Below are 24,927 nucleotides of genomic sequence, written 5' to 3'. Positions count from 1 at the left end.
CCGGGGTTCGTTTGTGCAATTGCGTCGTACACATAATGTACGTGCAACTGCGTCCTGTAGGAGCCGGCTTGCCGGCGATCGAGACGCCGCGGTGTGTCAGTCACACCACGTTATCGTTCATCGCCGGCAAGCCGGCTCCTACAGGGTCAGTTGTTGGACACTTCGCCGACCGGCAGCTTTTCCTTGCTGCGCCAGTGCGGCAGGGAGTTCCAGTAGCGCTGGCCCTTGGCGTCGTCGTACATGCCTTCCCAACGGGCGATGACCAACACGGCCAGGGCATTGCCGATCACGTTCAGAGCAGTACGCGCCATGTCCATGATGCGGTCGACACCGGCGATGAACGCCAGGCCTTCCAGCGGGATGCCCACGCTGCCCAAGGTTGCCAGCAGCACCACGAAGGACACGCCCGGAACGCCGGCGATGCCTTTGGAGGTGACCATCAGGGTCAGTACCAGCAGCAATTGCTGGCTGATCGACAGGTCGATGCCGTAGAGCTGGGCAATGAAGATTGCCGCGATGCTTTGATACAAGGTCGAACCGTCAAGGTTGAACGAGTAACCGGTTGGCACCACGAAGCTGCAGATGGCCTTCGGCGCGCCGTAGGCTTCCATCTTCTCGATCACGCGCGGCAGCACGGTTTCGGAGGAGGCGGTGGAGTAGGCCAGTACCAGCTCATCCTTGAAGATGCGCATCAGCTTGATCACCGAGAAACCGAACAGGCGAGCGATCAGGCCCAGCACCACGAAGGCGAAGAAGGCGATGGCGACGTAAACCAGGATTACCAGTTTGGCCAGCGGCAGCAGGGACGCGAAGCCGAAGTTGGCTACGGTCACCGCGATCAGTGCGAATACGCCGATCGGGGCGTAGTTCATGATCATGTGGGTGACCTTGAACATGCTTTCCGACACGCCCTGGAACATCGTTACCAGTGGGTCGCGCAACTCGGGCTTCAGGCTCGACAAACCGAGACCGAACAGCACCGAGAAGAAGATGATCGGCAGCATTTCGCCGCGGGCCATGGCCGCGAAGATGTTGGATGGGATCAGGTTGAGGATGGTTTCGATGAACGCGTGTTCATGCTGTACCTCGGCGGCGGTCGCTTGGTACTTGGAAATATCCACGGTACCCAGGGTGCTCATGTCGATGCCGGCACCCGGGTGGAACAGGTTGGCGAGCAGCAGGCCAACGACGATGGCGATGGTGGTGACGACTTCGAAGTAGATGATCGTCTTGAGGCCGATGCTGCCGAGTTTCTTCGCGTCACCGACGCCCGCAATACCGACGATCAACGACGAGATCACGATCGGGATCACGATCATCTTGATCAGACGGATAAAGATATCGCCTGCTGGTTGCAGAACGTTGCTGATCCACCAAGCCTTCTCGGCACTGAAATGGTTGAGCAGCGCACCGATTGCAATCCCCAATACCAGACCGATTAGGATCTGCCAGGCGAGGCTAAGCTTTGCCTTCTTCATATCTTTACCCTTACTTGCGTTTGACTCAGGCAGATGCGGGAACTGGAACGCTTTTGGCGAAAAAGTCTTGTGCATCTGCCCCCGTATAAGGTGCCCCGGAGCGAGTATTTATGGCTCTCTGGCAGGCGAAAAAAGGCGCAACTATTCCGATGCAAGGATGCGACGTCTAATGCCGTAAACGCCTACCCTATGCCGAATCGGCATGAGGTTTTTTCACTGAAAGCGACGTCGCAAACGGTTCGAATATGACATTTCGGCAGGCATATGTGCCGTGAACCGGCCATCTCCGGGCAGGCTGGGTGTTTTTTGATCAGTGGTGCGGGAGGGGGATTTCAGAAAAATCCGACAATCAGAGGTGAGAAATCGCTGCAAAATAAGGCGGTTTTTTCTCGATGTACGGTCACGAAAGAAACACCGGGAAAAGTATTTTCCGGTGAATAGTCGTGCGAATGAGAGGTTGGAACAGCGAAACCGGATGGATCGCTCTATTTCAAAGCGTTGCGCGCAAGCTCTTCGCAAGCCCGTCGAGCCACGGAGGGACGACGAACTTGCGTCGCAGCTTTTTCCTGACCCGGCCCTTTCGCAGGTACTCCCTGTACCCGTAGGTCACTCCGCCCCTGAAACAGGCAGAACGTCCCGACCCCTTGGTCATGCGTCTACCTTCCTCAGGTAGCGCATTGGAGAGAAGCAATGTTGCTTCTTTCGTGTGACAAATTCGGTACCAGCCCGGATCATTCTTCAGTTGTTTTCTTCGCCGTGCCTGGCCGCCATCGCGATGGCACTGCCGCCCCGGAGCAGGGCGGCTGCCAACGTTTTGGGTGAAACGCTCATCTTCAACCTCGACCGCGACGGCCAAAGAAGAACGAAGCAATGAACATCACCAGGAACACGACAAAGAGAATCTTGGCGATACCCGTGGCGGTGCCCGCGATACCACCGAAGCCCAGTACTGCAGCGATGATGGCAATGATCAAGAATGTGATTGCCCAGCTCAACATGGTGATTCTCCTTACGCTTCTATTTAGAGAGGCTACTTGTGGTGCGTTTCCCGGCGCCGCGAGCGCGCCAAGTTCGTGTGTCTAGAACACCCAACGCTCCTGACGTGTCAGCTCGTCCGCAGGCTGAGCCTGGTCGACATCCATCATTCGCGTCGGGGCGCTGTCAGCGAAGCTGCTGCTGACGGCGCTGAAGTGGGTTTGGGTCGGATGCTGAATCGACACGCGTGGCGCTTCTTGCTGCTGGCTCTGCTCCCAACGCTGAAACTGCTGGCCGCCGATCAAGGTGATCAAAAGCGCCAGAACAGCAAACAGGCCTTGCTGGATATGCAGTGGCGAGATACGCAATTGGGCGGCACGTTGGCGATTCATCCTGAAGCTCCTCCCACTCTGTAGTGATCTTGTTATGGGCCTCGTTTCTGAATGCCCTGGTTAATCAGGTTGTTGCAGCCTGCATGCCAGCTTTTAACGACGATAAATATCAATAAAATCAGCTAGTTATGATTTCTATGAAATTCATGCCGGACGCATCCTGCACGATGGCTCTTCCACAGTCGTGCGTAATGCACGATGGATTTGTAGGAACTTTCATTTTTTTTGAATTGCGGGGAGGGCGCGGATGTCACAAGGAAAGATGGGGAATCAACTGAAAACCGGCTATCTGATAAAAAAACAACAAAATCAGGTGATTAGCCGTAGGGTGAGGGGCGAGCTACCCTGCTGTAGCCGGAATCGACCAGAATCAACCATGCAACTTGCCCGATTATTCCGGGACTAAACCAAGATCATTCTTTAAGGAGCGTAGGAAAATGGAATCAGCCACTGAGCATCAAGGCCGCATTCTGCTGGTGGATGACGAATCCGCCATCCTGCGAACGTTCCGATACTGCCTCGAAGATGAAGGCTACAGCGTCGCTACCGCCACCAGCGCGGCGCAGGCCGATGCGCTGCTGCAACGCCAGGTGTTCGACCTGTGCTTCCTCGATTTGCGCCTCGGCGAGGACAATGGCCTCGACGTGTTGGCGCAGATGCGCATTCAGGCGCCGTGGATGCGCGTGGTGATTGTCACCGCACATTCGGCTGTGGACACCGCGGTGGATGCCATTCAGGCCGGCGCCGCTGATTATCTGGTCAAGCCGTGCAGCCCCGATCAATTGCGCCTTGCCACCGCCAAGCAACTGGAAGTGCGGCAACTGTCGGCCCGTCTGGAGGCGCTGGAAGGTGAAGTGCGCAAACCCAAGGACGGTCTGGATTCCCACAGCCCGGCGATGAAAGTGGTGCTTGAAACCGCCCGCCAGGTGGCCAGCACGGATGCCAACATCCTGATCCTCGGCGAGTCCGGTACCGGCAAGGGTGAACTGTCCCAGGCCATTCACGGCTGGAGCAAGCGTGCGAAAAAATCCTGCGTCACCATCAACTGCCCATCGCTGACCGCCGAACTGATGGAAAGCGAGCTGTTCGGTCACAGCCGTGGCGCGTTCACCGGCGCCAGTGAAAGCACGCTCGGGCGAGTGAACCAGGCTGACGGCGGAACGCTGTTTCTCGACGAGATCGGCGATTTTCCCCTGACGTTGCAGCCTAAATTACTGCGTTTCATCCAGGACAAAGAATATGAACGCGTCGGCGATCCGGTCACCCGCCGCGCCGATGTGCGCATCCTCGCGGCGACCAACCTCAATCTTGAAGACATGGTCCGCGACGGCCGCTTCCGTGAAGATTTGCTCTATCGCCTGAACGTCATCACCTTGCACCTGCCACCGCTGCGCGAACGGCGGGAAGATATTCTGAACCTGGCTGAGCGTTTTCTGGCCCGGTTCGTCAAGGAATACGCGCGTCCGGCGCGGGTTTTCAGTGAAGAAGCCCGTGAAGCGCTGCTCAGCTATCGCTGGCCCGGGAACATCCGCGAGCTGCGCAACGTGGTCGAGCGAGCAAGCATTATTTGTCCACAGGAACGGGTTGAAATCAGCCACTTGGGCATGGCCGAAACCCCCGTCAACAATGCGCCACGCATCGGCGCTGCGCTGAGCCTGGATGAACTGGAGAAGGCCCACATCGGTGCGGTCCTCGCCACCGCCGACACCCTGGATCAGGCCGCCAAGACGCTCGGCATCGACGCTTCGACGCTCTACCGCAAACGCAAGCAGTACAACTTGTGAGCCCTGCGCGATGAAACTGGCGATGAAGTTGCGTACTCGGCTTTTTCTGAGTATTTCCGCCTTGATCACCGTGGCGCTGCTGGGGCTTTTGCTCGGTCTGGTCAGCGTGATGCAGATGGCGGGAACCCAGGAAGCGCTGATTCGCAACAATTTCGTCACCCTGGACCTGGGCCTGAAGATGCGCCAGACCCTGGGCGATCAACTGATCCTCATGCTGGGCGAAAAATCGGATCCAGCGGCGTTTGAAACGTCCAGGCTGCATTATCTTCAGTTGGTGGATGAAGGCATCGCCCATGAGCAGAATCAAGAGAGCGGCCAACACGGTTTCAGGCAGGCCAAGGACGATTACCTGCGGTTTCTTCAGGCGCTGGACCAGGCACACGATCCGTCCCATGTACTGAGTGGCAACGAAGACCTCGCCGAAAAACTCAACGTGTTGCGCAACGGGCTGATTACCGAGCAAAAGCGAGCGCTGGATACCATCAATGAAACGCAACGTCAGGCGCGGGAGCGAGCGCTGCTGATTGCCGGCCTGCTCGGTCTGGTCGGGTTGGCGGTGCTGATCATCGGTTTCATCACTGCTCATGCGATCGCACGTCGTTTCGGTGAACCGATCGAGGCGTTGGCCCAGGCCGCCGATAACATCGGCCAAGGCAATTTCGAGGTAACCCTGCCGATTTCCTCGGCAGTGGAAATGAATCTGCTGACCAAGCGTTTCGGGATCATGGCCGAGGCTTTGCGTCAGCATCAGGCCACTAATATCGACGAATTGCTCGCCGGCCAGCAGCGTTTGCAGGCGGTGCTCGACAGCATTGATGACGGGCTGCTGATGATCGACCGCGACGGCCATCTGGAACACCTCAACCCGGTGGCGCAGCGCCAGTTGGGTTGGGACACCGATCGTCTTGGTCAGGGGCTGGGTGCCGCGCTCGAACGCCCCGAGCTGGATCAACAGCTGCAACTGGTGCTGCGTGGCGGCACGTTGGAGCGGGCGCCGGAGGACCTGAGTATCGAGGTCGATGGCGAGTCGCGGTTGCTCACGTACAGCCTGACGCCGGTCAGTCATACCCAGGCCCAGATTCTGGGCGCGGTAATGGTGTTGCATGACGTCACCGAGCAGCGTGCTTTCGAGCGAGTGCGCAGCGAGTTTGTGTTGCGTGCGTCTCATGAGCTGCGAACGCCGGTCACCGGGATGCACATGGCATTCGGCCTGTTTCGGGAGCGCACGCACTTTGCGCAGGACTCGCGAGAAGCGGACCTGCTGGACACCGTCAATGAAGAGATGCAGCGTTTGATGCAACTGATCAACGACTTGCTGAACTTCTCCCGCTACCAGAACGGTCTGCAGAAACTCTCGCTGGCGCCGTGTTCCATCGAGGAGCTGCTCGAGCGGGCCCGGTCGCGGTTCGCTGATACAGCGCAAGAGAAGGGCATCAACCTGCTGGTGGAGGTGCAAGGTCCGTTACCGTGGTTGCAGGCCGATCAACCGCAACTGGACCGTGTGCTCGACAACCTGATCGACAACGCCTTGCGCCATACCGGCCCTGACGGCCAGATACGCTTGCAGGCGCGGCGTCATGGGGAGCGGGTGATCATCAGCGTCGAGGACAATGGCGAGGGCATCGCCTACGGCCAGCAGGGGCGAATCTTCGAGCCTTTTGTGCAGGTCGGGCGCAAGAAGGGTGGCGCGGGGCTCGGCCTGGCGTTGTGCAAGGAAATCGTGCAGTTGCACGGTGGGCGGATGGGGGTTTATTCGCGGCCGGGGCAGGGCACGCAGTTCTACATGGCGTTGGCGGTTTAACGCGCGTTTACGCTTCGTCATCCAGGCGTCGGCCGGCCAGTCGCCGACCCCGGGTAATCAGCTCGATGAACTGTACGGCGCTCAATGCATGGGCGAACAACCAGCCCTGACCGAACTTCACCCCTTCACTGCTCAAGAATGCGGCCTGGGCTTCATGTTCGATGCCTTCGGCAATCACCTTCAAGTGCAGCGACTGGGCCATGTGAATGATATGCGGCGCCACGCCACTGCTGGCGGCGTCATGCCCCAGCGCATCGATGAACGCCTTGTCGATTTTCAGGCAGTCCACCGGCAGGGTTTGCAGATAGGCGAGGCTGCAATAGCCGGTGCCAAAGTCATCGATCAACACCTGATGCCCGACATCGCGCAAGGCCTGCAGGTTTTCCCGGGCCACCACCACGTCAATCAATCCCCGCTCGGTCACCTCAAAGGCAATCTGCTTGGCCGCGACCCGGTGCAAGGTCAGCAGGCGCGCCATCACCTGACCGATTCGCGGCACCATGACATCGCACGCTGCGAGGTTGACCGAGATGTACAGCTGCGGATTGGCCCGCAACAACTGCCCCAATTGCTCCAGCAGGCGTTGCAGGACGAAGTCGGTCATCTGCCGGATCTGCCCGGTGTTCTCCGCCATCGGAATGAACAGGTCGGGGCTGGTCAGGGTGCCATCCGGCCGGCGCCAGCGCAGCAAGGCTTCGGCTCCGACGCAGTTGCGGCTGTCGAGGTCGAAGATCGGTTGATACAACACCTGCAACTCGCCACGTCGTATCGCACCGGTCAATTCGGCGTCCAGCGACTGCCGCTGACGCACCAGCAGAAACACCATGAAGCCCACCAGTATTCCCAATGCCAGGCTGGCCGGCACCAGCCACCACCAGGCGGTGGGCACATTCACGGCGGTGCGCGGGGTGATCAGCACCAATTGGTATTCGGGGCTTTTGGTCGGCATGAGGTAAATCAAGCGAGTCGGGGTGACTTGCAAGGCTTCGCTGCTTTTCGGTGGCCAAGGCACGGTCGGTGGCCAGGCTTGCGGGGAGCCCAGCACCGGAATCGCGCGGGTGCCGTTGTCGAGTATCACCAAAAGACTGCTGCCCGGCGACAGGTCGACCATGTCGGTCAAATGTCCGCGAGAGGTCGCGACTCGGAAGTTGCCCCGTCCGAGCATGAGCGCGGCGCGGTTTTCATCAGGTTCGGTGGTGGTGTTCAGCCAATAACTGTAAGTGGGGTCTTGAATGTCCGGTGCTCGTGTCAGCGACAGTCCTTCCTGGCTCGGTCGGTTGGAGCAGATCTTCGAGGCATCCATATACGCGGCCTCGTAAACGAAGCGGTAATTGAAGGTGACCTGCTGCAAAGTGGCGATCATGTCTTTGTCGCAGGTTCGCAGCGGTTGGGCCTCCAGATCATCAAGGCCTTCGCGCAGTTGCCCGAACAACTGCTCCAGGCGCGAAAGAAATCGTTCGCCTTGCGCGTTCATTTCCAGACTTTCGTTTTGCTCAATCTGATGAATGGCCACGAACAGGCTGAGCGCCAATAGCAACACGCTGCTCAGGGCGGCCGCCAGCATCGCCAAAAACCATGGGCGATAGAACCAGCTACGAAGCGTCTCTCGAGCAGCAGGCATATGGGAATATCCGAAGAATTACCAATGAGTTATAGCTGCTGATTGGGAAAAAGCCCGCACCGTCGGGCGGGCGTCATTATTTTGTCTGATTCAACACCTGGAGAAGTGCAGCTGTCTGCGCATCCGGCATGCCGTCGAAGCGCGACGGCCGGAAATGCATTTGAAAGGCGCCGATCACGTGACGCGTTGCCACATCCAGCTCGCCGGTTTGCGGCGTGGCGTAACCGAGGCGGGCCAACTGTGCCTGAAACCAGCTGACGCTCGGCAGTTTCGAGTCGAACTGCACTTGTTGCCGCGCCACGGCCTGCTCGTCTGGCCAAACACCAAGGCCTTCGGCGGCCAGGCGCTTCCAGGGGAAAAGCGGCCCCGGGTCCAGCTTGCGGAATGGCGCGATGTCGCTATGGCCGATAATGCTGTGAGGGTTGATGGCGTGACGTTTGCTGATGTCTTTTAGCAAGACGATCAAGGACTGGACCTGAGCTTCGCTGTAGGGATACCAGTAACGCCCTCCGGTCGGGAGTTCCTTGAATCCTGGGTTGACGATTTCAATGCCGATGGAGCTGGAATTCAGCCAGGTCCGACCCTGCCACTCACTCTCTCCGGCGTGCCATGCCCGTTGGTTTTCGTCCATCAACTTATAGATAGTGGCGTTTTTGTCGTCGCCGATCAGGTAATGGCTGCTGACTTCGCCGTGGGTCAGCAGCTGCAACGAGCGTTCCAGCGATGCCGAGGTGTAATGCACCACCACGAATTGAACGCGGCTGTCGTGATTGGCCGAAGGATGGCTGGTGTCGAACCGAGGTCCGCTGGCACAGCCGGCCAACAGGATCAGCGACACGAAGAGGGTGAGAAATTTCATGGTAGAGACAGTACGCGCAAGACAGTAATGCAACAGTGTAACGTACTGCCTTGCGCGAGAATGGTCGGCGCGAGCTTTTAAACAAAATGGAACAATTGGCTGTCAGCCCAGTTCCACTCGGTTACGCCCGGCATGTTTTGCGCGATACAGCGCCTGATCGGCTCTTTTAAGCACCAGATCGCTGTGTTCGCCGGGTTTGAACGCTGTCAGTCCCATGGAAATGGTGATGGTCACCGGCTCGCTTTTGAAATGGAACGGGCAGGCTTCTACCGCCGCTCGCAAGCTTTCCAACAGCTTTGCGCCGACGGCCGGCACTGTGCCGGGCATTAACAGGACAAATTCTTCTCCGCCAAAGCGTGCAATGAAATCTGTCCCGCGCAGGCGCTTGCGCAACACCGTGGCGATGATTTTCAGCACTTTGTCGCCCGCCAGATGACCATAGTTATCGTTGATGCGTTTGAAATGGTCGAGGTCGAGCATGGCCAGCAGAAGGGTGTTGCCGTGCTGCTGCCACTGATGGATTTCGTGGTCGAGACGCTCGCTCCAGGCCGCCCGGTTCGGCAGCCCGGTCAGCGGGTCGATCAAGGCTTTCTGGCGCTGCTCTTCGAGATGTTCGCGATAACCCTGGGCTTCCTGCTCCATGTGCGCCACCCGTTCGGCCAGGCCTTTCAGGCGGGCGGCCACTTCCTGTTCGCGTTCGTCGCGCTGCTTCTGGTGTTGGTCCATGGTGCCCAACAGGCCTTCGAGGTGGTTCTCCAGCACATGCTTGAGGTCGTCCAGGTCGGCGGCTTCCTGCATGCTGCTCTGCAAGCCATCGACTTGTTCGCGGATCTGCGTGTCCATTTGCCGTGCGGCAGATTGGTTGTCGGCATGGCCATCGCTGGCGGCTTGCAAGTTGCTCTGGAACGACTCGAGGCGTTCGTTGAGTTGCTGTAAATAAACTTCGAACTCGTGCTGTCCGCTGTTGTTGATCGCCAACATCAAAGTTGCCAGATCGTCGAGGATCGGCAGCAGTTCGTACCAATTCAAACCGTTTTGCAGGCGATCACGCATCGCTTCGGCTTGTGGGCGATGACGTTCGGGGAGCGACAGGTCGTCGAGCAGGCCCAGTAGCGTGTCTTCGATGTGCTTGGCCACCGAGCTGTAGGACGGCTCGGGCGAGTCCGGAAGGGCGTAGAGAATATCGTGTTCAGGTTGTTCCGGATCGACGGCGGCCAGCGCCTGGGCCACGGCCGAGGGCAGGGGCAGGCTGTCGAGAGGCACCACCGGGGTGAGTTCGTCGGGATTGCCAGGCGGTTGAGCCTCGACAACCGGTGTCATCGCGGCGGGTGCGGGTTGTTCCGGTTGTTGAGCCTGCGGCTGGGCCGGTATTTCCACCTCGGGCGCTGGCTGAGGCTCAACAACTGGCGGGACAAACGCCACGACGGCAGGCGGCGGGGTGTCTGTCGGCGTCTCGATCGCCGGCGGCTCGGGGGCGGCCACGGGCGTGTCAGGCGCGGTTACTGGTGGCTCAGCGGCGACTGGCGCGGATTCGACGGCGACTCGCGGCGACTCGGCAGGCAAAGCAACAATGGCTTCTACAGGCGCTGGAGCGGACGCCTGGGCCTGCGGAGCCGCAGCTTCCGGAGTGGCTTCATCCGCTTCACGACTGCCGAACAGTCGTTGCAGCAAGCCCGGACGACCGGGTTCTGTCGGGGTCTCCAGCTGATTCAAGGCTTTGCCTTGCAGGCCGCTCAGTTCGCTGAGCAGCAACGGGATCTCGCGCGCCTGGCTGACGCGTCCGTCCAGGGTTTTGGCAAAGTTCTTGAGTGGCCGGCTCACTTCCCGGGGCAACGGCAACGTTTGCAGTTGCGCAACCAGCGAGGTCAGCGCGGCACTGGTCTGATTGACTCGGGTTTCACGACGCTGTTCGGAGTCGAGTACGGCTTTTTCCAGTCGCGGAAGCAGCGCCGCCAGGCCCGCATCCATGTCATTGGTGCGGATGACCTCGCGCATTTCTTTCATGCACTGGTCAACAGCGCGGTCAGTGCCCTCGGCCGCCAGCGTACTGCGCACCAACCCCCGACGCAGCAAGTCGAGCCGGGCGTCCCAGCGACGCTCGAGTTTTTCCTGTTGTTCGATGCTTTTGAGGTATTTCTCTTTCCAGCGCTGTGCTTCGTCGCTCATTCAGGGGTTCCGCGAGGGGCAGGACTCAACGCGGGGAATGCATCGGCCGTGAGCGAACCCGGCAGACGAATTTCTACCGCGACCGGCAGGTGATCGGAAATGGGTTGAGCCAGCACTTCGACCTTTTCCAGCGTCAGGGTCGGGCTCAGCAGAATGTGGTCCAGGCAGCGCTGCGGGCGCCAGCTGGGGAAGGTCGCTTCCAGTTGCGGCGCCAGCAGGCCGAGGTCGCGCAACGGGGAGTTTTGCAGCAGATCACTGGCATGAGTGTTCATGTCACCCATCAGCACCTGGTGTTTATAGCCGCCAATCAACTCGCGGATGTAAGCCAGTTGCATGCTGCGGGTGCGTGCGCCCAGCGCCAGATGCATCATGACCACCACCAGCGATTCCGGACCTTCGCCGAAGCGCACCAGGATCGCCCCGCGACCTTTGGGCCCCGGCAGCGGGTGATCTTCAATCGCCCATGGGCGCAGGCGGCTGAGCACGCCATTGCTGTGCTGGCCGAGACGACCGAGGTTGCGATTGAGTTGTTGATACCAGTAGGGGAAGGCGCCGAGTTGCGCCAGGTGTTCCACTTGATTGACGTAGCCGGATCGCAGGCTGCCGCCATCGGCTTCCTGCAGTGCAACCAGATCGAAGTCGCCCAGCAGATTGCCGATCTTTTGCAGATTGTCGGCACGCCCGGTGTGCGGCAACAGGTGTTGCCAGCCCCGGGTCAGGTAATGCCGATACCGCTCGGTACTGATACCCACCTGGATATTGAAGCTGAGCAAGCGCAGACGGCTGTCTGCGGGCAGGCCCGTCGATTCCAGGTGATGCTCGTTGACCTGCGGATCATGCAGGCCAACGACGCGTTCAGTACCCCAGCGGCGCATGGCAGGCCTCGCGCTTAGTGGGCAACAGCCTTGATAGTCGCTCGCTCTTGGTCAACCAGCTTGTCGGCCAGTTGCAGCGCTTGCTCGGCGCCGCCGGCAGAGCCCACGTCAAAGCGATACTTGCCGTTGACGATCATGGTTGGAACGCCGGAGATTTCATATTTCTTGGCCAGTTCTTTGGCTTTGTTGATTTGGCCTTTAATGGCGAAGGAATCGAAGGTCGCCAGGAACTTGTCCTTATCTACGCCTTGAGTCGCCAGGAAGTCGGCCATTTCGTTTTTATCGGTCAGCTTTTTGTGTTCTTTCTGAATCGCGTTGAACACCGCAGCGTGAACCTTGCTCTCGACGCCCATGGCTTCCAGGGTCAGGAACATCTGGCCGTGTGCGTCCCACGGGCCGCCGAACATTGCAGGAATACGCACGAAATTCACGTCGGACGGCAGCTTCTCGACCCAAGGATTGATCACTGGCTCGAACGCGTAGCAATGCGGGCAGCCGTACCAGAACAGCTCCACCACTTCGATCTTGCCAGGCACTGCAACCGGAACCGGATTGCTCAGTTCGACATAAGGGGCGGCGGGGGCTTCGGCGGCTTGGGCAGTCATGCCGAACAGGCTGGCAGCGACGAGTGCGGCGCTGATGATCAGATTACGCATGCTTTACTCCTGGACAATTTGGGTCGCCTCGCGCGACCTGTTTTCAGACAGGTCATGGCGGGCTTGAGTTCTGTAGTGTAACGGCAGCAGGCACAAAAAAGGGCGGCCTGAGCCACCCTTTTTATACTTGCTGCGACGGATTAATAGAGCGTTAACGTTGCAGGAGATGTACATCCCGCGCGGCGCCCGCTTCGCCGTCTTAGTGCAGGCCTTGAATGTAGCTGGACACCGCTGCGATGTCTTCGTCGCTCAGCTTTTTGGCAATGGTCTGCATGGTTTTGGTGTCGCCGTCGTTGTTGCGACCGCCTTCTTCCTTGCGGAAATCGGTCAGTTGCTTGGCGACGTATTGAGCGTGCTGGCCACCCAGGTGCGGGAAACCGGCGGCGGCATTGCCCGCGCCATTTGGCGAGTGGCAACCGGTGCAGGATGGAAGGCCCTTGGCCAGGTCGCCACCACGGAACAGTGCTTCACCGCGAGCCACGACTTTCGGGTCGGCGGCGCCAACGCTGCCTTTCTGACTGGCGAAGTAGGCGGAGATATCAGCCAGGTCCTGATCGCTCAGGTTGGTCAGCAGGCCAGTCATTTCCAGAACGGTGCGCTTGCCCGACTTGATGTCGTGCAATTGCTTGGTCAGGTAGCGTTCACCTTGCCCCGCCAGTTTTGGAAAGTTTGGCGCCATGCTGTTGCCATCCGGGCCGTGGCAGGCGCCACATACGGCGGCTTTGGCCTGACCGGCTTTTGCATCACCCGGTTGTACTGCCTCACCTGCAGCATGGGCCATGCCGGAGATGCCCACGGTCAACAGCAGACTCACGATCAATTTGTTCATCAGCTAATCCAACTACGGCTAAGGGTTAAAGAGTTATGGACCGGGATCACTCGCTCATCCACTGGATGATGACTTGGTAATCCTCGGCACTGCAGTCCATGCACAAACCACGCGGCGGCATCGCCTTGAAACCCTGGGTCACGTGTTGCACCAGCGTCTCCATACCTTTCGCCAACCTCGGCGTCCAAGCTTCCTGATCGCCCTTTTTGGGCGCCATGGGTAGTTGGCCGGAATGACAGGCACCACAAACACGGTTGTACACAGCTTCCGGATCCTGTGTAGCCTGAGCGCTGTAAAGCGGTATCAAGACACCGGCAGCTAGCAGCCATTTCGTCATAAAACGACCTTTTCAGGGTTGAGAGCGTTCTGCGTTCTAATGCGCAATCAAGGTCAATCGCTCTCGTGAACTTCATCCTACGCTGGGACAAAGCGCACACAAAATCTGCGGCATTATATACTGGCGTCACTGAAACGGAAACGACACCGCTTGCCGCGTCCATTCCCGGCGCCGCCCACATCGGAAATCCCATGCAACTCAAGAACCCCATCCTCGGCCTGTGCCAACAGTCCACCTTCATGCTCAGCGCTGCCAAAGTCGACCAATGTCCCGACGACGAAGGCTTTGAAGTGGCCTTCGCCGGGCGTTCTAACGCCGGTAAATCCAGCGCTTTGAACACCCTGACGCATGCCAGCCTGGCGCGGACCTCGAAAACCCCGGGTCGCACGCAACTCTTGAACTTCTTCAAGCTAGACGATGATCGGCGTCTGGTCGACCTGCCGGGGTACGGTTACGCGAAAGTACCTATCCCGTTGAAGCTGCACTGGCAGCGTCACCTGGAAGCTTATCTGGGTGGTCGCGAGAGTTTGAAAGGTCTGATTCTGATGATGGACATCCGTCATCCAATGACCGACTTCGACCTGTTGATGCTTGATTGGGCCGTGGCCAGCGGCATGCCGATGCACATTTTGCTGACCAAAGCGGACAAATTGACCTACGGCGCAGCGAAGAACGTCCTGCTCAAGGTGCAGTCGGATATCCGCAAAGGCTGGGGCGATGCGATCACCATTCAGCTGTTCTCGGCGCCAAAACGCCTCGGTCTGGAAGAGGCCTACACAGTACTGGCAGGCTGGATGGAGCTGGCGGACAAGGGCGCTGAACCCGTCGAGCAATAAATCGCAGGCAAAAAAAACCCCGGACTTCTTATGGGGAGGGGGAAGTTCCGGGGTTCAAGTTCCGGACCGCTAGGGCGGGGTCCAGATTATCTGCCAACACTTAACACAACATAGGAGCATCGAAGGGCTTCACCAGCCATTCAGTAACTCTGAGTGGCGCTTCACAGGTTTAGTTCCGGTGTTTCCAAAACCATTTGAAATAAGCTGGCTCGCTATCAGAAATAAGCCCCTTCATCGCGACACTATGCCGCAGCGAAATACCCTGTAGGAGCGAGCCTGCTCGCGATGGTCGTTAACGATAACGCGTTCATCCTGAATGAACGCGTTGCTTGTCAGCTCATCGCTAGCAGGCTCGCTCCTACAGTGGATCAGTGAGCCTCATCCCAGTTATTTCCCACACCCACCTCGACCAGAAGCGGTACATCCAGCTTCGCAGCGTCGCTCATGTGCACGCGAATTTCCTCACGAACCTGATCGACCAGGTCTTCACGCACCTCAAGCACCAATTCATCGTGCACCTGCAGGATGACTTTGGCGTCGAGGCCTGACGACGTCAGCCAGTTATCCACAGCCACCATGGCTTTTTTGATGATGTCTGCCGCAGTGCCTTGCATCGGTGCGTTGATCGCCGTGCGTTCGGCGCCTTTGCGCAGGGCCGGGTTTTTCGCGTTGATTTCCGGCAGGTACAGACGACGACCGAAGATGGTCTCGACAAAACCTTGCTCGGCCGCCTGGGCGCGGGTGCGCTCCATGTATTCCAGGACGCCTGGGTAGCGGGCGAAATAGCGGTCGATGTACGCCTGGGACTGTTTGCGGTCCACGCCGATCTGCTTGGCCAGGCCAAACGCGCTCATGCCGTAGATCAAACCGAAGTTGATGGCTTTGGCGCTACGACGCTGATCAGTGGTGACCTCTGCCAGCTCGACGCCGAAAACCTCGGCGGCCGTGGCTTTGTGCACGTCCAGGTCATTGCGGAAGGCGTGCAGCAAACCTTCGTCCTTGGCCAGGTGAGCCATGATGCGCAGTTCGATTTGCGAGTAGTCGGCGGCCAGCAGCTTGTAGCCTTTGGGCGCCACGAACGCCTGACGGATCCGCCGACCTTCGGCGGTGCGGATCGGAATGTTCTGCAGGTTTGGATCGCTGGACGACAAGCGGCCAGTCGCCGCGACAGCCTGATGATAAGACGTGTGAATCCGCCCGGTGCGCGGGTTGATTTGCTCCGGCAGGCGGTCGGTGTAGGTGCTTTTCAGTTTGCTCATCGAGCGGTACTGCATCAGCACTTTGGGCAGCGGGTAATCCTGCTCGGCCAGTTCCGCCAGCACCGCTTCGGCAGTGGACGCCTGACCCTTGGCGGTTTTGCTGAGGATCGGCAAGCCGAGTTTTTCGTACAGGATCACGCCCAATTGCTTCGGCGAGCCGAGGTTGAATTCCTCACCGGCGATGGCAAACGCCTCACGCTCCAGCGCGACCATCTTCTCGCCCAGTTCCACGCTCTGGATGCCCAGCAGGTTGGCGTCGACCAGCGCGCCCTGACGCTCGATCCGTGCGAGCACCGGCACCAGCGGCATTTCGATGTCGCTCAGGACTTTGCTCAGGCTCGGAATCGCGTTGAGCTTTTCCTGCAGGGTTTGATGCAGGCGCAGCGTCACGTCGGCGTCTTCGGCGGCGTACGGTCCGGCCAGTTCCAGGGAGATCTGGTCAAAGGTCAGCTGCTTGGCGCCTTTGCCGGCGATGTCCTGGAAGCTGGTGGTGGTGTGATTCAGGTACTTGAGCGCCAGGCTGTCCATGTCGTGGCGGGTCGCGGTCGAGTCCAGTACGTAGGATTCGAGCATGGTGTCGAAGGCGATGCCTTGCACGCTGATGCCGCAGCTCTGATCGCCACCGATGGCGCAGTTGGCCAGGATGTTCATGTCGAACTTGGCGTGCTGGCCGACCTTGAGTTTGTTCGGGTCTTCCAGGATCGGTTTCAGTGCGCGCAGCACGGTGTCGCGATCCAGTTGATCCGGTACGCCCATGTAGGAATGGGTCAGTGGAATGTAGGCCGCTTCGTTGGCCTGTACGGCGAACGACAGGCCGACCAGTTGCGCCTGCTGCGCATCGATGCCGGTGGTTTCGGTATCGAAGGCGATCAGCTTGGCGTCGTTGAGCTTCTTCAGCCACAGGTCGAAATCGGCCTGGGTGAGGATCGTGGTGTATTTGAGTTCGCTCTCGACGGCGGCTTCCTCAGCCACCGGCGCGGTGACTTCCTGACCGGAGCGCTTGGCGTCGCGCTGGTTTTCTTCAAACCAGCTTTTGAACTCGAGCAGGGTGTAGAGCTCGGCGAGCTTGTCGTGATCCGGCTTGCCCATTTGCAGGTCATCAAGGCCGATGTCCAGCGGCACGTCGATCTTGATCGTCGCCAGCTGATAGGAGAGGAAGGCCATCTCCTTGTGCTCTTCGAGCTTGGCCGGCAGGGTTTTCGCACCGCGAATCGGCAGGGTCGGGACGATGTCGAGCTGTGCATACAACTCGGTCAGGCCGCCGTTTACACCTACGAGCAGGCCGGAAGCCGTCTTCGGACCAATGCCCGGAACGCCCGGAATGTTGTCGGAAGAATCGCCCATCAATGCCAGATAATCGATGATCTGCTCGGGAGCGACGCCGAATTTCTCCTTCACGCCCTCCACGTCCATGCTGCTACCGGTCATGGTGTTGACCAAGGTAATGTGGCCGTCGACCAGTTGCGCCATGTCCTTGTCGCCGGTGGAGATGATCACCGGGCGGTCGGCCGCTGCGCTGCTGCGGGCCAGCGTGCCGATCACGTCATCGGCCTCGACGCCTTCGACGCACAGCAGCGGGAAGCCCAGCGCGATCACGCTTTGGTGCAACGGCTCGATCTGTACGCGCATGTCGTCGGGCATGCTCGGGCGATTGGCCTTGTATTCGGCGTACATGTCATCGCGAAACGTCCCACCCTTGGCGTCGAACACCACGGCGAACGGACTGTCCGGGTACTGCTTGCGCAGACTCTTGAGCATGTTCAGCACGCCTTTGACCGCTCCGGTCGGCAGACCTTTGGAAGTGGTCAGCGGCGGCAGGGCGTGAAAGGCGCGGTACAGGTAAGAAGAACCGTCCACCAGGACGAGGGGGGCTTGGCTCATGAGCAGGATCAACCTTTTCGGCGGGTCCGGCGCTAGAATAGCGGGACCGTTGACGACAAAGGGACAAGGTTATCATGCGCACACTAAATCGCCTGTTGCTGGCTGGCTTGTTTGCAATTGCACCATTGGCCGTGATGGCGGCGGATGACGCACCTTCGCCAGACCCGGATGTCACGATCCGCACGGAAGGGGATAAAACCATTCAGGAATATCGGCAAAATGGTTTTCTGTATGCCATCAAGGTCACGCCGAAAGGTGGCAAACCTTATTTCCTGGTGCGCGCGGATGGCTCGGAAGGTAACTTCATTCGCTCGGACTACCCGGATATGCTGATCCCGGCGTGGGAAATATTTAAGTGGTAAGTCGTCCTTAATTTTAATCGGTGCCGCCATTTGCGGCGCCCGTACTGGCAGTTAAAACATGTCTGTGTTCACCCCGCTGGCTCGGCCTGAGCTGGAAACCTTTCTTGCCCCTTACGGGCTCGGCCGCCTGCTTGATTTTCAGGGGATTGCTGCCGGTAGCGAAAACACCAACTTCTTTATCAGCCTGGAGCAGGGCGAATTTGTCCTGACCCTGGTCGAGCGCGGTCCGGTTCAGGAGATGCCGTTCTTCATCGAGCTGCTGGACGTGCTGCATGAAGCCAACCTGCCGGTGCCTTACGCCTTGCGCACCACCGATGGTGTCGCCCTGCGCGAGCTGGCCGGCAAGCCTGCGCTGCTGCAACCGCGTCTGGCGGGCAAGCACATCAAGGAAGCCAACGCGCAACATTGCGCTCAGGTGGGCGATTTGCTCGGTCATCTGCACCTGGCGACCCAGGCCAACATGATCAAGCGCAAAACCGATCGCGGCCTGGACTGGATGCTGGAAGAGGGCACGCAACTGCTGTCGCACCTGAATGCCGAGCAGAGTGATCTGCTGCAACGGGCGCTGGATGAAATCACGCAGCAAAAAGAGAAAATTCTGGCGTTGCCACGGGCCAACATCCACGCAGACCTGTTCCGCGATAACGCGATGTTCGAAGGCACGCACCTGACCGGGTTGATCGACTTCTACAACGCGTGCTCGGGGCCGATGCTCTACGACGTGGCGATTGCCTTGAATGACTGGTGTTCGGATGACGACGGTCTGATTGACGGACCGCGGGCGCGGGCGTTGCTGGGGGCGTATGCGGCATTGCGACCGTTCACTGCTGCCGAGGCGGAGTTGTGGCCGACCATGCTGCGCGTGGCGTGTGTGCGATTCTGGCTGTCGCGGTTGATTGCCGCGGAGTCTTTCGCCGGGCAGGACGTGTTGATTCACGATCCGATGGAGTTTCAGTTGCGGTTGGCGCAGCGGCAGAAGGTCAACACCCCGCTACCTTTCGCCCTCTAAAAGCTTCGCGGGCAAGCCTCGCTCCTACAGGATTTGTGTCGTTCACAATATCTGCGAACGGCACAAACTCCGTAGGAGCGAGGCTTGCCCGCGAATGGGGCGCCGCAATTCTGGAATTACAACGACTCCAGACACCCCGCCAAATCATTCCCCAACTTCTCCAGCACCTGCTCATACCCCTGAGCAGTCGCCGGCGTGTACCCGCCCAAAGCATCCAGCTCCGCCAGTTTCACCGGCAAACCCGCCACCAGTGTTTCCGCCAGTCGCGGCCGCAGCGGCGGCTCGCTGAACACACAGGTCTTGCCCACTTCCTGCAACCGCGTGCGCATTGCCGACACGTGCTGGGCACCCGGCTGGACTTCGGCGGCGACGCTGAATACGCCCGCGTGCTTCAGACCGTAAGCCTCTTCGAAGTAGTCGAACGCTTCATGGAACACAAAGTACGGTTTGCCCGCGATGCCCGCCAGTCGTGCCTTCAAGCGCAGGTCCAGCGCGTCGAGACGTTCATCGAACGCCTTCAGATTGCTCTGATAGCGCGCTGCGTTGGCCGGATCGGCAGCGCTCAAATCAGCGGCCATTTTCGTCGCGATCACGCGAGCGTTGATCGGCGATAACCACAAATGCGCATCCAGGCTGCCCGGACGGTGATCGTGATCATGCTCGTCGGCTTCTTCGGCGTGGGAGTGACTGTCTTCGGCGAAACGACGCAATTTCAACCCCGGCAGATCCTGCACGGCAACGCTCGGCAGCGTACGACCGTTCAGCACGCGAGGCAGGAAACCTTCCATGTCCGGTCCGATCCAGTAAACCAGGTCCACCGATTGCACCTTCCGTACGTCGGACGGGCGCAACGCATAGTTATGCGGCGAAGCCCCCGGTGGCAGCAGCACTTCCGGAATCGCCACACCGTCTTGCACCGCAGCGGCAATCAGCTGCAGCGGCTTGATGCTGGTGAGGACTTTGACTTCGGCCTGGGCAGAACTGATCAACAGAAAACTGGCGACAAATGCGACAAAGATAGAAAAAAGTCGGGACACGATGACCACTCAAAGAGGCGAGAACGGGTAACATAATAACGTCTCTCACAAAACTCGTCGCCGCTCATGCCTAAAACACCGATTGCCAGCCGTCCCCACGACCACTCTCATTGCGTGCATAGCGCACTGTCTGAGGCCGATGCCCTGTGCGCTCGGCAAGGCCTGCGCCTGACGGCCTTGCGTCGGCGGGTGCTGGAACTGGTGTGGCAAAGCCATAAACCGCTGGGTGCCTATGACATTCTTGCGGTACTCAGCGAGCAGGACGGCCGCCGCGCTGCGCCGCCGACCGTGTACCGCGCGCTGGATTTCCTGCTGGAAAACGGCCTTGTGCACCGCATCTCCTCGCTGAACGCCTTCGTCGGCTGCAATCACCCGGAACACGCGCACCAGGGCCAGTTCCTGATCTGCCGCGAATGCCATGCCGCCATCGAGCTTGAGCAAAAATCCATCAGCGACGCGATCATCACCAGCGCCAAGGATGTCGGGTTCGTCGTCGAAGGCCAGACCGTTGAAGTGGTCGGCCTCTGCTCGGGTTGCCAGGGGGCTTGATGAGCAACGCGTTGATCCGCCTCGAGCAGGTTGCCGTCACGTTTGCCGGGCAAAGCGTGCTGGATAACATTGAGCTGAGCGTCGAGCCGGGGCAGATCGTCACCCTGATCGGCCCCAATGGCGCCGGCAAGACCACCCTTGTGCGGGCGGTGCTCGGCCTGTTGAAGCCGGACAGCGGCAGCGTGTGGCGCAAGCCGAAACTGCGCGTTGGCTACATGCCGCAAAAACTTCACGTCGATCCGACGCTGCCGCTGTCGGTGCTGCGCTTTCTGCGTCTGGTGCCCGGCGTGGACCGTGCTCGTGCCTTGGCGGCCCTCAAGGAGGTCGGTGCCGAACAGGTGATCGACAGCCCGGTGCAAAGTGTTTCCGGCGGTGAAATGCAGCGCGTGCTGCTGGCTCGGGCGCTATTGCGCGAGCCGGAATTGCTGGTGCTCGACGAGCCGGTACAGGGCGTCGACGTGGCGGGGCAGGCCGAGCTGTACAGCCTGATCACCCGACTGCGTGATCGTCACGGCTGCGGCGTGTTGATGGTTTCCCACGATTTGCATCTGGTCATGAGCACCACCGATCAAGTGGTTTGCCTCAACCGTCACGTCTGCTGTTCCGGCCATCCCGAGCAAGTCAGCGGCGATCCCGCTTTCGTCGAGCTGTTCGGAAAGAACGCACAAAGCCTGGCGATTTATCACCACCATCACGACCACGCGCATGATCTGCATGGTTCGGTCGTCAGCGCGGCCCCGTCGGCCCAACCTCACGTTCACGGAGATAGCTGCAAGCATGGCTGATTTTCTGCTCTACGCCCTGCTTGCAGGTCTGGCTCTGGCGCTGGTGGCGGGCCCGTTGGGTTCGTTCGTGGTCTGGCGGCGCATGGCCTATTTCGGCGACACCCTGTCCCACGCAGCCTTGCTCGGCGTGGCGTTGGGCTTCCTGCTGGATGTCAGTCCGACGGTGGCGGTCACCGTCGGCTGTTTGCTGTTGGCCGTGTTGCTGGTGACGTTGCAACAGCGTCAGCCGCTGGCGTCCGACACGCTTTTGGGAATTCTCGCACCGAGCACGCTCTCTTTGGGCCTTGTCGTACTAAGCTTCATGCACGAAGTGCGGATCGACCTGATGGCCTATCTGTTCGGCGACTTGCTTGCGATCAGCCCGACCGATCTGGCCTGGATTCTCGGTGGCAGCGCCGCTGTCATGGCCTTGCTGGTGACATTGTGGCGGCCATTGCTGGCGATCACGGTGCATGAAGAGCTGGCGAGGGTGGAAGGTCTGCCCGTACCGGCGCTGCGCCTGACCCTGATGTTGCTGATCGCCGTGGTGATCGCGGTGGCGATGAAAATCGTCGGTGTGTTGCTGATTACGTCGCTGTTGATCATCCCTGCGGCTGCGGCACAACGTCACGCCAAGTCGCCGGAACAGATGGCGCTGGGCGCGAGCCTGCTGGGCATGCTCGCCGTGTGTGGCGGGTTGGCGTTGTCCTGGTTCAAGGACACCCCGGCGGGCCCATCGATTGTTGTGACGGCCGCCGCACTGTTTCTGCTGAGTTTTGTCCTGCCCCGTCGAGGGGTGTAGACTTGCTCGTTTTTTGCGCAAATAGAGAGTCGCAGGAATGAAGCCGTTCGCCTCCCGTTATCTGCTCCTTGTCGCATTTTCGCTGCTACTGGGTGCATGCCAAAGCACGCCACCGGCGGCCACCGAGGCCACTGATGCGCGGGCCACGGCCATCGCACAGCTCGAGCAAAGCCTCGCCAGCAGCGAACTGGCCACTGCCGAAGATCAATTGGCTGCCTTGCAGGCTGAGTCGCCAAACGACCCGTCCCTTGTGCAATACCAACGGCAACTCGCCGAGGCCTATCTGCAACGCAGCCAGATCGTGCTGCAAAAAGGCGATGTGAATGCTGCGGCGACCGCACTGAGCCGTGCGCGGGCGTTGATGCCCAAGGCGCCGGCGTTGACCGGTGGGGTCAACAACGCCATCGTCAACGCACGCAAGGCAGAGCTCGACAAAGCTGAAGCGGCGCTGTTGGCGGCCGAGGCTAAACCTCAGGCAAAAGTGATTGATCCGACCGCTGAAAGCACCACCGTCGCGTTGAACCTCACCGATATGAGCAAACTTCGTCGGCAACTGGATGCGATCGCCGCCGATGTGGTGAATTACCAATGTGACGTGAGCATTCAGGCGCCGCGCACGCAGGACTACCCGTGGCTGGCGACGTTATTGACCAAGCGGGTAAAGAAGCTGGATTCGGGGTTTGACCTGAATCTGGAGAAGCAGATCCTGCGCAATGTTCCGGCGCAGATGGTCTTGAGTCCGCGTAAACCCTAAAAAGCATCGCGAGCAGGCTCGCTCCCACAGAGTTGCTGTCCCTGTGGGAGCGAGACCGGCTTGCCGACGAAGGCGTCCGTCACGCGTTCGTTATTGCCAAATGAAAGGTTGAATGCGGAATAAATGCTAATAACCTCTATACGGACAGGCTAAAATGCGCGCCCGGCTAACCGCTGATCCTTATTCAACGCGCCCCACAAGGTTCGCTACGTGATCGAGTTTCAAAACGTCCACAAAACCTACCGCGTCGCCGGTAAGGATATTCCCGCCCTGCACCCGACCAGTCTGTCGATTGAGAACGGTCAGGTTTTCGGCCTGATCGGTCATTCAGGTGCGGGAAAAAGTACCCTGCTGCGTCTGATCAATCGCCTGGAGAACTCCAGTGGCGGCAAGATCATCGTCGACGGCGAAGAAGTCACCGCGCTCGACGCCAGCGGCTTGCGGCGCTTCCGTCAGCAGGTCGGGATGATTTTCCAGCACTTCAACTTGCTGGCTTCCAAGACCGTGGCCGACAACGTCGCACTGCCGCTGACCCTCGCCGGTGAACTGTCGCGTGGCGAGATCGACCAGCGTGTCGCCGAGTTGCTGGCGCGGGTAGGTTTGTCCGACCACGCCAAAAAGTACCCGGCGCAGTTGTCTGGCGGCCAGAAGCAGCGTGTCGGCATTGCCCGCGCACTGGCGACCAAGCCGAAAATCCTGCTGTGCGATGAAGCCACCAGTGCACTGGACCCGCAGACCACGGCGTCGGTCCTGCAATTGCTGGCCGAGATCAATCGCGAGCTGAAACTGACCATTGTCCTGATCACCCACGAGATGGATGTGATCCGTCGCGTGTGCGACCAGGTGGCCGTGATGGACGCTGGTGTGATCGTCGAGCAAGGTTCGGTCGCTGAAGTGTTCCTGCACCCGAAACACCCGACTACTAAACGCTTCGTGCAAGAAGACGAGCAGATCGACGAAAGCGAACAGCGCGACGACTTTGCTCACGTGCCGGGCCGTATCGTGCGTCTGACCTTCCAGGGCGAAGCGACCTACGCGCCATTGCTGGGAACCGTCGCGCGGGAAACGGGCGTGGACTACAGCATTCTGGCCGGTCGTATCGACCGCATCAAAGACATCCCCTATGGGCAACTGACCCTGGCGGTCACCGGCGGCGACATGGAGGCGGCGTTTGCCCGCTTCACCGCAGCTGACGTTCATATGGAGGTGCTTCGTTAATGGAAGCTCTGACAACGTTTTTCGCCAACATTGATTGGTTCGAAATCTGGCTGGCCACCGGCGACACCCTGCTGATGCTCGGCGGTTCGCTGCTGTTCACCGTTTTGCTGGGCCTGCCGCTGGGCGTGCTGTTGTTTCTCTGCAGCCCGCGTCAGTTGCTGGAAGCCAAAGGCGTATACGCGATGTTGTCGCTGGTGGTGAACATCCTGCGCTCATTGCCCTTCATCATTTTGCTGATTGTGATGATCCCGTTCACCGTGTTGATCACCGGCACTTCGCTGGGTGTCGCCGGTGCGATTCCGCCGCTGGTGGTCGGTGCCACGCCGTTCTTCGCGCGTCTGGTGGAAACCGCCTTGCGTGAAGTGGATCGCGGCATCATCGAAGCGACCCAGGCCATGGGCGCGACGACACGTCAGATCATCACCAACGCCTTGCTGCCGGAAGCCCGCCCGGGCATCTTCGCGGCGATTACGGTGACAGCTATTACACTGGTGTCCTACACGGCGATGGCCGGTGTGGTTGGCGCCGGTGGTCTGGGTGACCTGGCGATCCGTTTCGGATACCAGCGTTTCCAGACTGACGTGATGGTCGTCACGGTGGTGTTGCTGCTGGTGTTGGTTCAAGTGCTGCAAACGGTTGGCGACAAGTTGGTCGTACACTTCTCGCGCAAATAATTTATGAGC

23 protein-coding genes are annotated in these 24,927 nt (G+C 59.5%); 11 read left to right on the top strand and 12 right to left on the bottom strand.

Going from position 1 to position 24,927, the window contains the following annotated elements:
• Window positions 1–146 precede the first annotated feature (146 nt).
• The 3 genes from gltP to IB246_RS04855 form a co-directional block, all read right to left on the bottom strand.
• On the bottom strand, window positions 147–1,478 hold the full coding sequence (gene gltP, locus IB246_RS04865; RefSeq protein ID WP_008044718.1) for a glutamate/aspartate:proton symporter GltP: 1,332 nt from the start codon (window positions 1,476–1,478) through the stop codon (window positions 147–149).
• An 833-nt stretch (window positions 1,479–2,311) separates the two neighbouring features.
• On the bottom strand, window positions 2,312–2,476 hold the full coding sequence (locus tag IB246_RS04860; RefSeq protein ID WP_003177151.1) for a DUF1328 domain-containing protein: 165 nt from the start codon (window positions 2,474–2,476) through the stop codon (window positions 2,312–2,314).
• An 81-nt stretch (window positions 2,477–2,557) separates the two neighbouring features.
• Window positions 2,558–2,845, bottom strand: coding sequence for a hypothetical protein (locus tag IB246_RS04855; protein WP_008044713.1), 288 nt, complete (start codon window positions 2,843–2,845; stop codon window positions 2,558–2,560).
• 437 nt (window positions 2,846–3,282) lie between these two features.
• Between IB246_RS04855 and algB the strand changes: the two genes are divergently transcribed.
• Both algB and IB246_RS04845 read left to right on the top strand, forming a co-directional pair.
• On the top strand, window positions 3,283–4,629 hold the full coding sequence (gene algB, locus IB246_RS04850) for a sigma-54-dependent response regulator transcription factor AlgB (RefSeq protein WP_008044712.1): 1,347 nt from the start codon (window positions 3,283–3,285) through the stop codon (window positions 4,627–4,629).
• Window positions 4,630–4,639: 10 nt separating this feature from the next.
• Complete coding sequence (locus IB246_RS04845) at window positions 4,640–6,430, top strand: ATP-binding protein (protein ID WP_008044711.1); 1,791 nt, start codon at window positions 4,640–4,642, stop codon at window positions 6,428–6,430.
• A gap of 7 nt (window positions 6,431–6,437) precedes the next feature.
• Here IB246_RS04845 and IB246_RS04840 read toward each other — a convergent pair whose 3' ends face one another.
• The 7 genes from IB246_RS04840 to IB246_RS04810 form a co-directional block, all read right to left on the bottom strand.
• Window positions 6,438–8,051, bottom strand: coding sequence for an EAL domain-containing protein (locus tag IB246_RS04840; RefSeq protein ID WP_008044710.1), 1,614 nt, complete (start codon window positions 8,049–8,051; stop codon window positions 6,438–6,440).
• A gap of 76 nt (window positions 8,052–8,127) precedes the next feature.
• The gene (locus tag IB246_RS04835; RefSeq protein ID WP_008044709.1) at window positions 8,128–8,910 is read right to left on the bottom strand and encodes an N-acetylmuramoyl-L-alanine amidase; all 783 of its coding nucleotides are present in this window, start codon (window positions 8,908–8,910) and stop codon (window positions 8,128–8,130) included.
• Window positions 8,911–9,012: 102 nt separating this feature from the next.
• Window positions 9,013–11,076: a GGDEF domain-containing protein gene (locus IB246_RS04830; RefSeq protein ID WP_008044708.1), complete on the bottom strand. Its 2,064-nt coding sequence runs from the start codon at window positions 11,074–11,076 to the stop codon at window positions 9,013–9,015.
• A complete protein-coding gene (locus tag IB246_RS04825; protein ID WP_008027651.1) occupies window positions 11,073–11,951 on the bottom strand; it encodes an endonuclease/exonuclease/phosphatase family protein in 879 nt (292 codons plus the stop codon). The genes IB246_RS04830 and IB246_RS04825 overlap by 4 nt, the downstream gene beginning before the upstream one ends.
• A gap of 14 nt (window positions 11,952–11,965) precedes the next feature.
• Window positions 11,966–12,607, bottom strand: a complete 642-nt coding sequence (gene dsbA / locus IB246_RS04820) for a thiol:disulfide interchange protein DsbA (protein WP_008044707.1) — start codon at window positions 12,605–12,607, stop codon at window positions 11,966–11,968.
• Between the two features lie 199 nt (window positions 12,608–12,806).
• A complete protein-coding gene (locus IB246_RS04815) occupies window positions 12,807–13,436 on the bottom strand; it encodes a c-type cytochrome (RefSeq protein WP_008044706.1) in 630 nt (209 codons plus the stop codon).
• Between the two features lie 46 nt (window positions 13,437–13,482).
• Window positions 13,483–13,773 (bottom strand): c-type cytochrome, encoded by a 291-nt coding sequence (locus IB246_RS04810; RefSeq protein ID WP_008027657.1) that lies wholly within the window; start codon window positions 13,771–13,773, stop codon window positions 13,483–13,485.
• 191 nt (window positions 13,774–13,964) lie between these two features.
• On the opposite strand from IB246_RS04810, the gene yihA reads away from it, so the two are divergent.
• Window positions 13,965–14,609, top strand: a complete 645-nt coding sequence (gene yihA / locus IB246_RS04805) for a ribosome biogenesis GTP-binding protein YihA/YsxC (RefSeq protein ID WP_008044703.1) — start codon at window positions 13,965–13,967, stop codon at window positions 14,607–14,609.
• Window positions 14,610–14,977: 368 nt separating this feature from the next.
• On the opposite strand, the gene polA is transcribed toward yihA, so the two are convergent.
• Window positions 14,978–17,749: a DNA polymerase I gene (gene polA, locus IB246_RS04800; protein WP_008044702.1), complete on the bottom strand. Its 2,772-nt coding sequence runs from the start codon at window positions 17,747–17,749 to the stop codon at window positions 14,978–14,980.
• A gap of 74 nt (window positions 17,750–17,823) precedes the next feature.
• Here polA and IB246_RS04795 point away from each other — a divergent pair, with 74 nt between their 5' ends.
• Both IB246_RS04795 and IB246_RS04790 read left to right on the top strand, forming a co-directional pair.
• Window positions 17,824–18,111: a DUF2782 domain-containing protein gene (locus IB246_RS04795; protein WP_008027663.1), complete on the top strand. Its 288-nt coding sequence runs from the start codon at window positions 17,824–17,826 to the stop codon at window positions 18,109–18,111.
• 58 nt (window positions 18,112–18,169) lie between these two features.
• Complete coding sequence (locus tag IB246_RS04790) at window positions 18,170–19,120, top strand: homoserine kinase (protein WP_008044701.1); 951 nt, start codon at window positions 18,170–18,172, stop codon at window positions 19,118–19,120.
• Window positions 19,121–19,236: 116 nt separating this feature from the next.
• Here IB246_RS04790 and IB246_RS04785 read toward each other — a convergent pair whose 3' ends face one another.
• Window positions 19,237–20,157 carry a zinc ABC transporter substrate-binding protein ZnuA gene (locus IB246_RS04785; RefSeq protein ID WP_008044699.1) on the bottom strand — a complete coding sequence of 307 codons (921 nt, stop codon included), beginning with the start codon at window positions 20,155–20,157 and terminating at the stop codon, window positions 19,237–19,239.
• Between the two features lie 66 nt (window positions 20,158–20,223).
• On the opposite strand from IB246_RS04785, the gene zur reads away from it, so the two are divergent.
• The 6 genes from zur (at window position 20,224) to IB246_RS04755 (ending at window position 24,918) form a co-directional block, all read left to right on the top strand.
• On the top strand, window positions 20,224–20,706 hold the full coding sequence (gene zur, locus IB246_RS04780; protein WP_008027669.1) for a zinc uptake transcriptional repressor Zur: 483 nt from the start codon (window positions 20,224–20,226) through the stop codon (window positions 20,704–20,706).
• The gene (gene znuC / locus IB246_RS04775; RefSeq protein ID WP_008027671.1) at window positions 20,706–21,491 is read left to right on the top strand and encodes a zinc ABC transporter ATP-binding protein ZnuC; all 786 of its coding nucleotides are present in this window, start codon (window positions 20,706–20,708) and stop codon (window positions 21,489–21,491) included. The genes zur and znuC overlap by 1 nt, the downstream gene beginning before the upstream one ends.
• A complete protein-coding gene (znuB, locus tag IB246_RS04770; protein WP_008027673.1) occupies window positions 21,484–22,272 on the top strand; it encodes a zinc ABC transporter permease subunit ZnuB in 789 nt (262 codons plus the stop codon). The genes znuC and znuB overlap by 8 nt, the downstream gene beginning before the upstream one ends.
• A gap of 37 nt (window positions 22,273–22,309) precedes the next feature.
• The gene (locus IB246_RS04765) at window positions 22,310–23,026 is read left to right on the top strand and encodes a PA5502 family lipoprotein (RefSeq protein ID WP_008027675.1); all 717 of its coding nucleotides are present in this window, start codon (window positions 22,310–22,312) and stop codon (window positions 23,024–23,026) included.
• Between the two features lie 210 nt (window positions 23,027–23,236).
• Window positions 23,237–24,244, top strand: a complete 1,008-nt coding sequence (locus IB246_RS04760) for a methionine ABC transporter ATP-binding protein (RefSeq protein WP_008027677.1) — start codon at window positions 23,237–23,239, stop codon at window positions 24,242–24,244.
• Window positions 24,244–24,918, top strand: coding sequence for a methionine ABC transporter permease (locus IB246_RS04755; protein WP_008027679.1), 675 nt, complete (start codon window positions 24,244–24,246; stop codon window positions 24,916–24,918). Before IB246_RS04760 ends, IB246_RS04755 begins: the two co-directional genes overlap by 1 nt.
• The last annotated feature ends 9 nt before the right edge of the window (window positions 24,919–24,927 follow it).

Source organism: Pseudomonas sp. PDM01, from assembly GCF_014852325.1.
Classification (GTDB): Bacteria; Pseudomonadota; Gammaproteobacteria; order Pseudomonadales; family Pseudomonadaceae; genus Aquipseudomonas; species Aquipseudomonas migulae.
The sequence above is the reverse complement of the archived record's forward strand: the minus strand, read 5'-3'. Positions and strand labels throughout refer to the sequence as shown.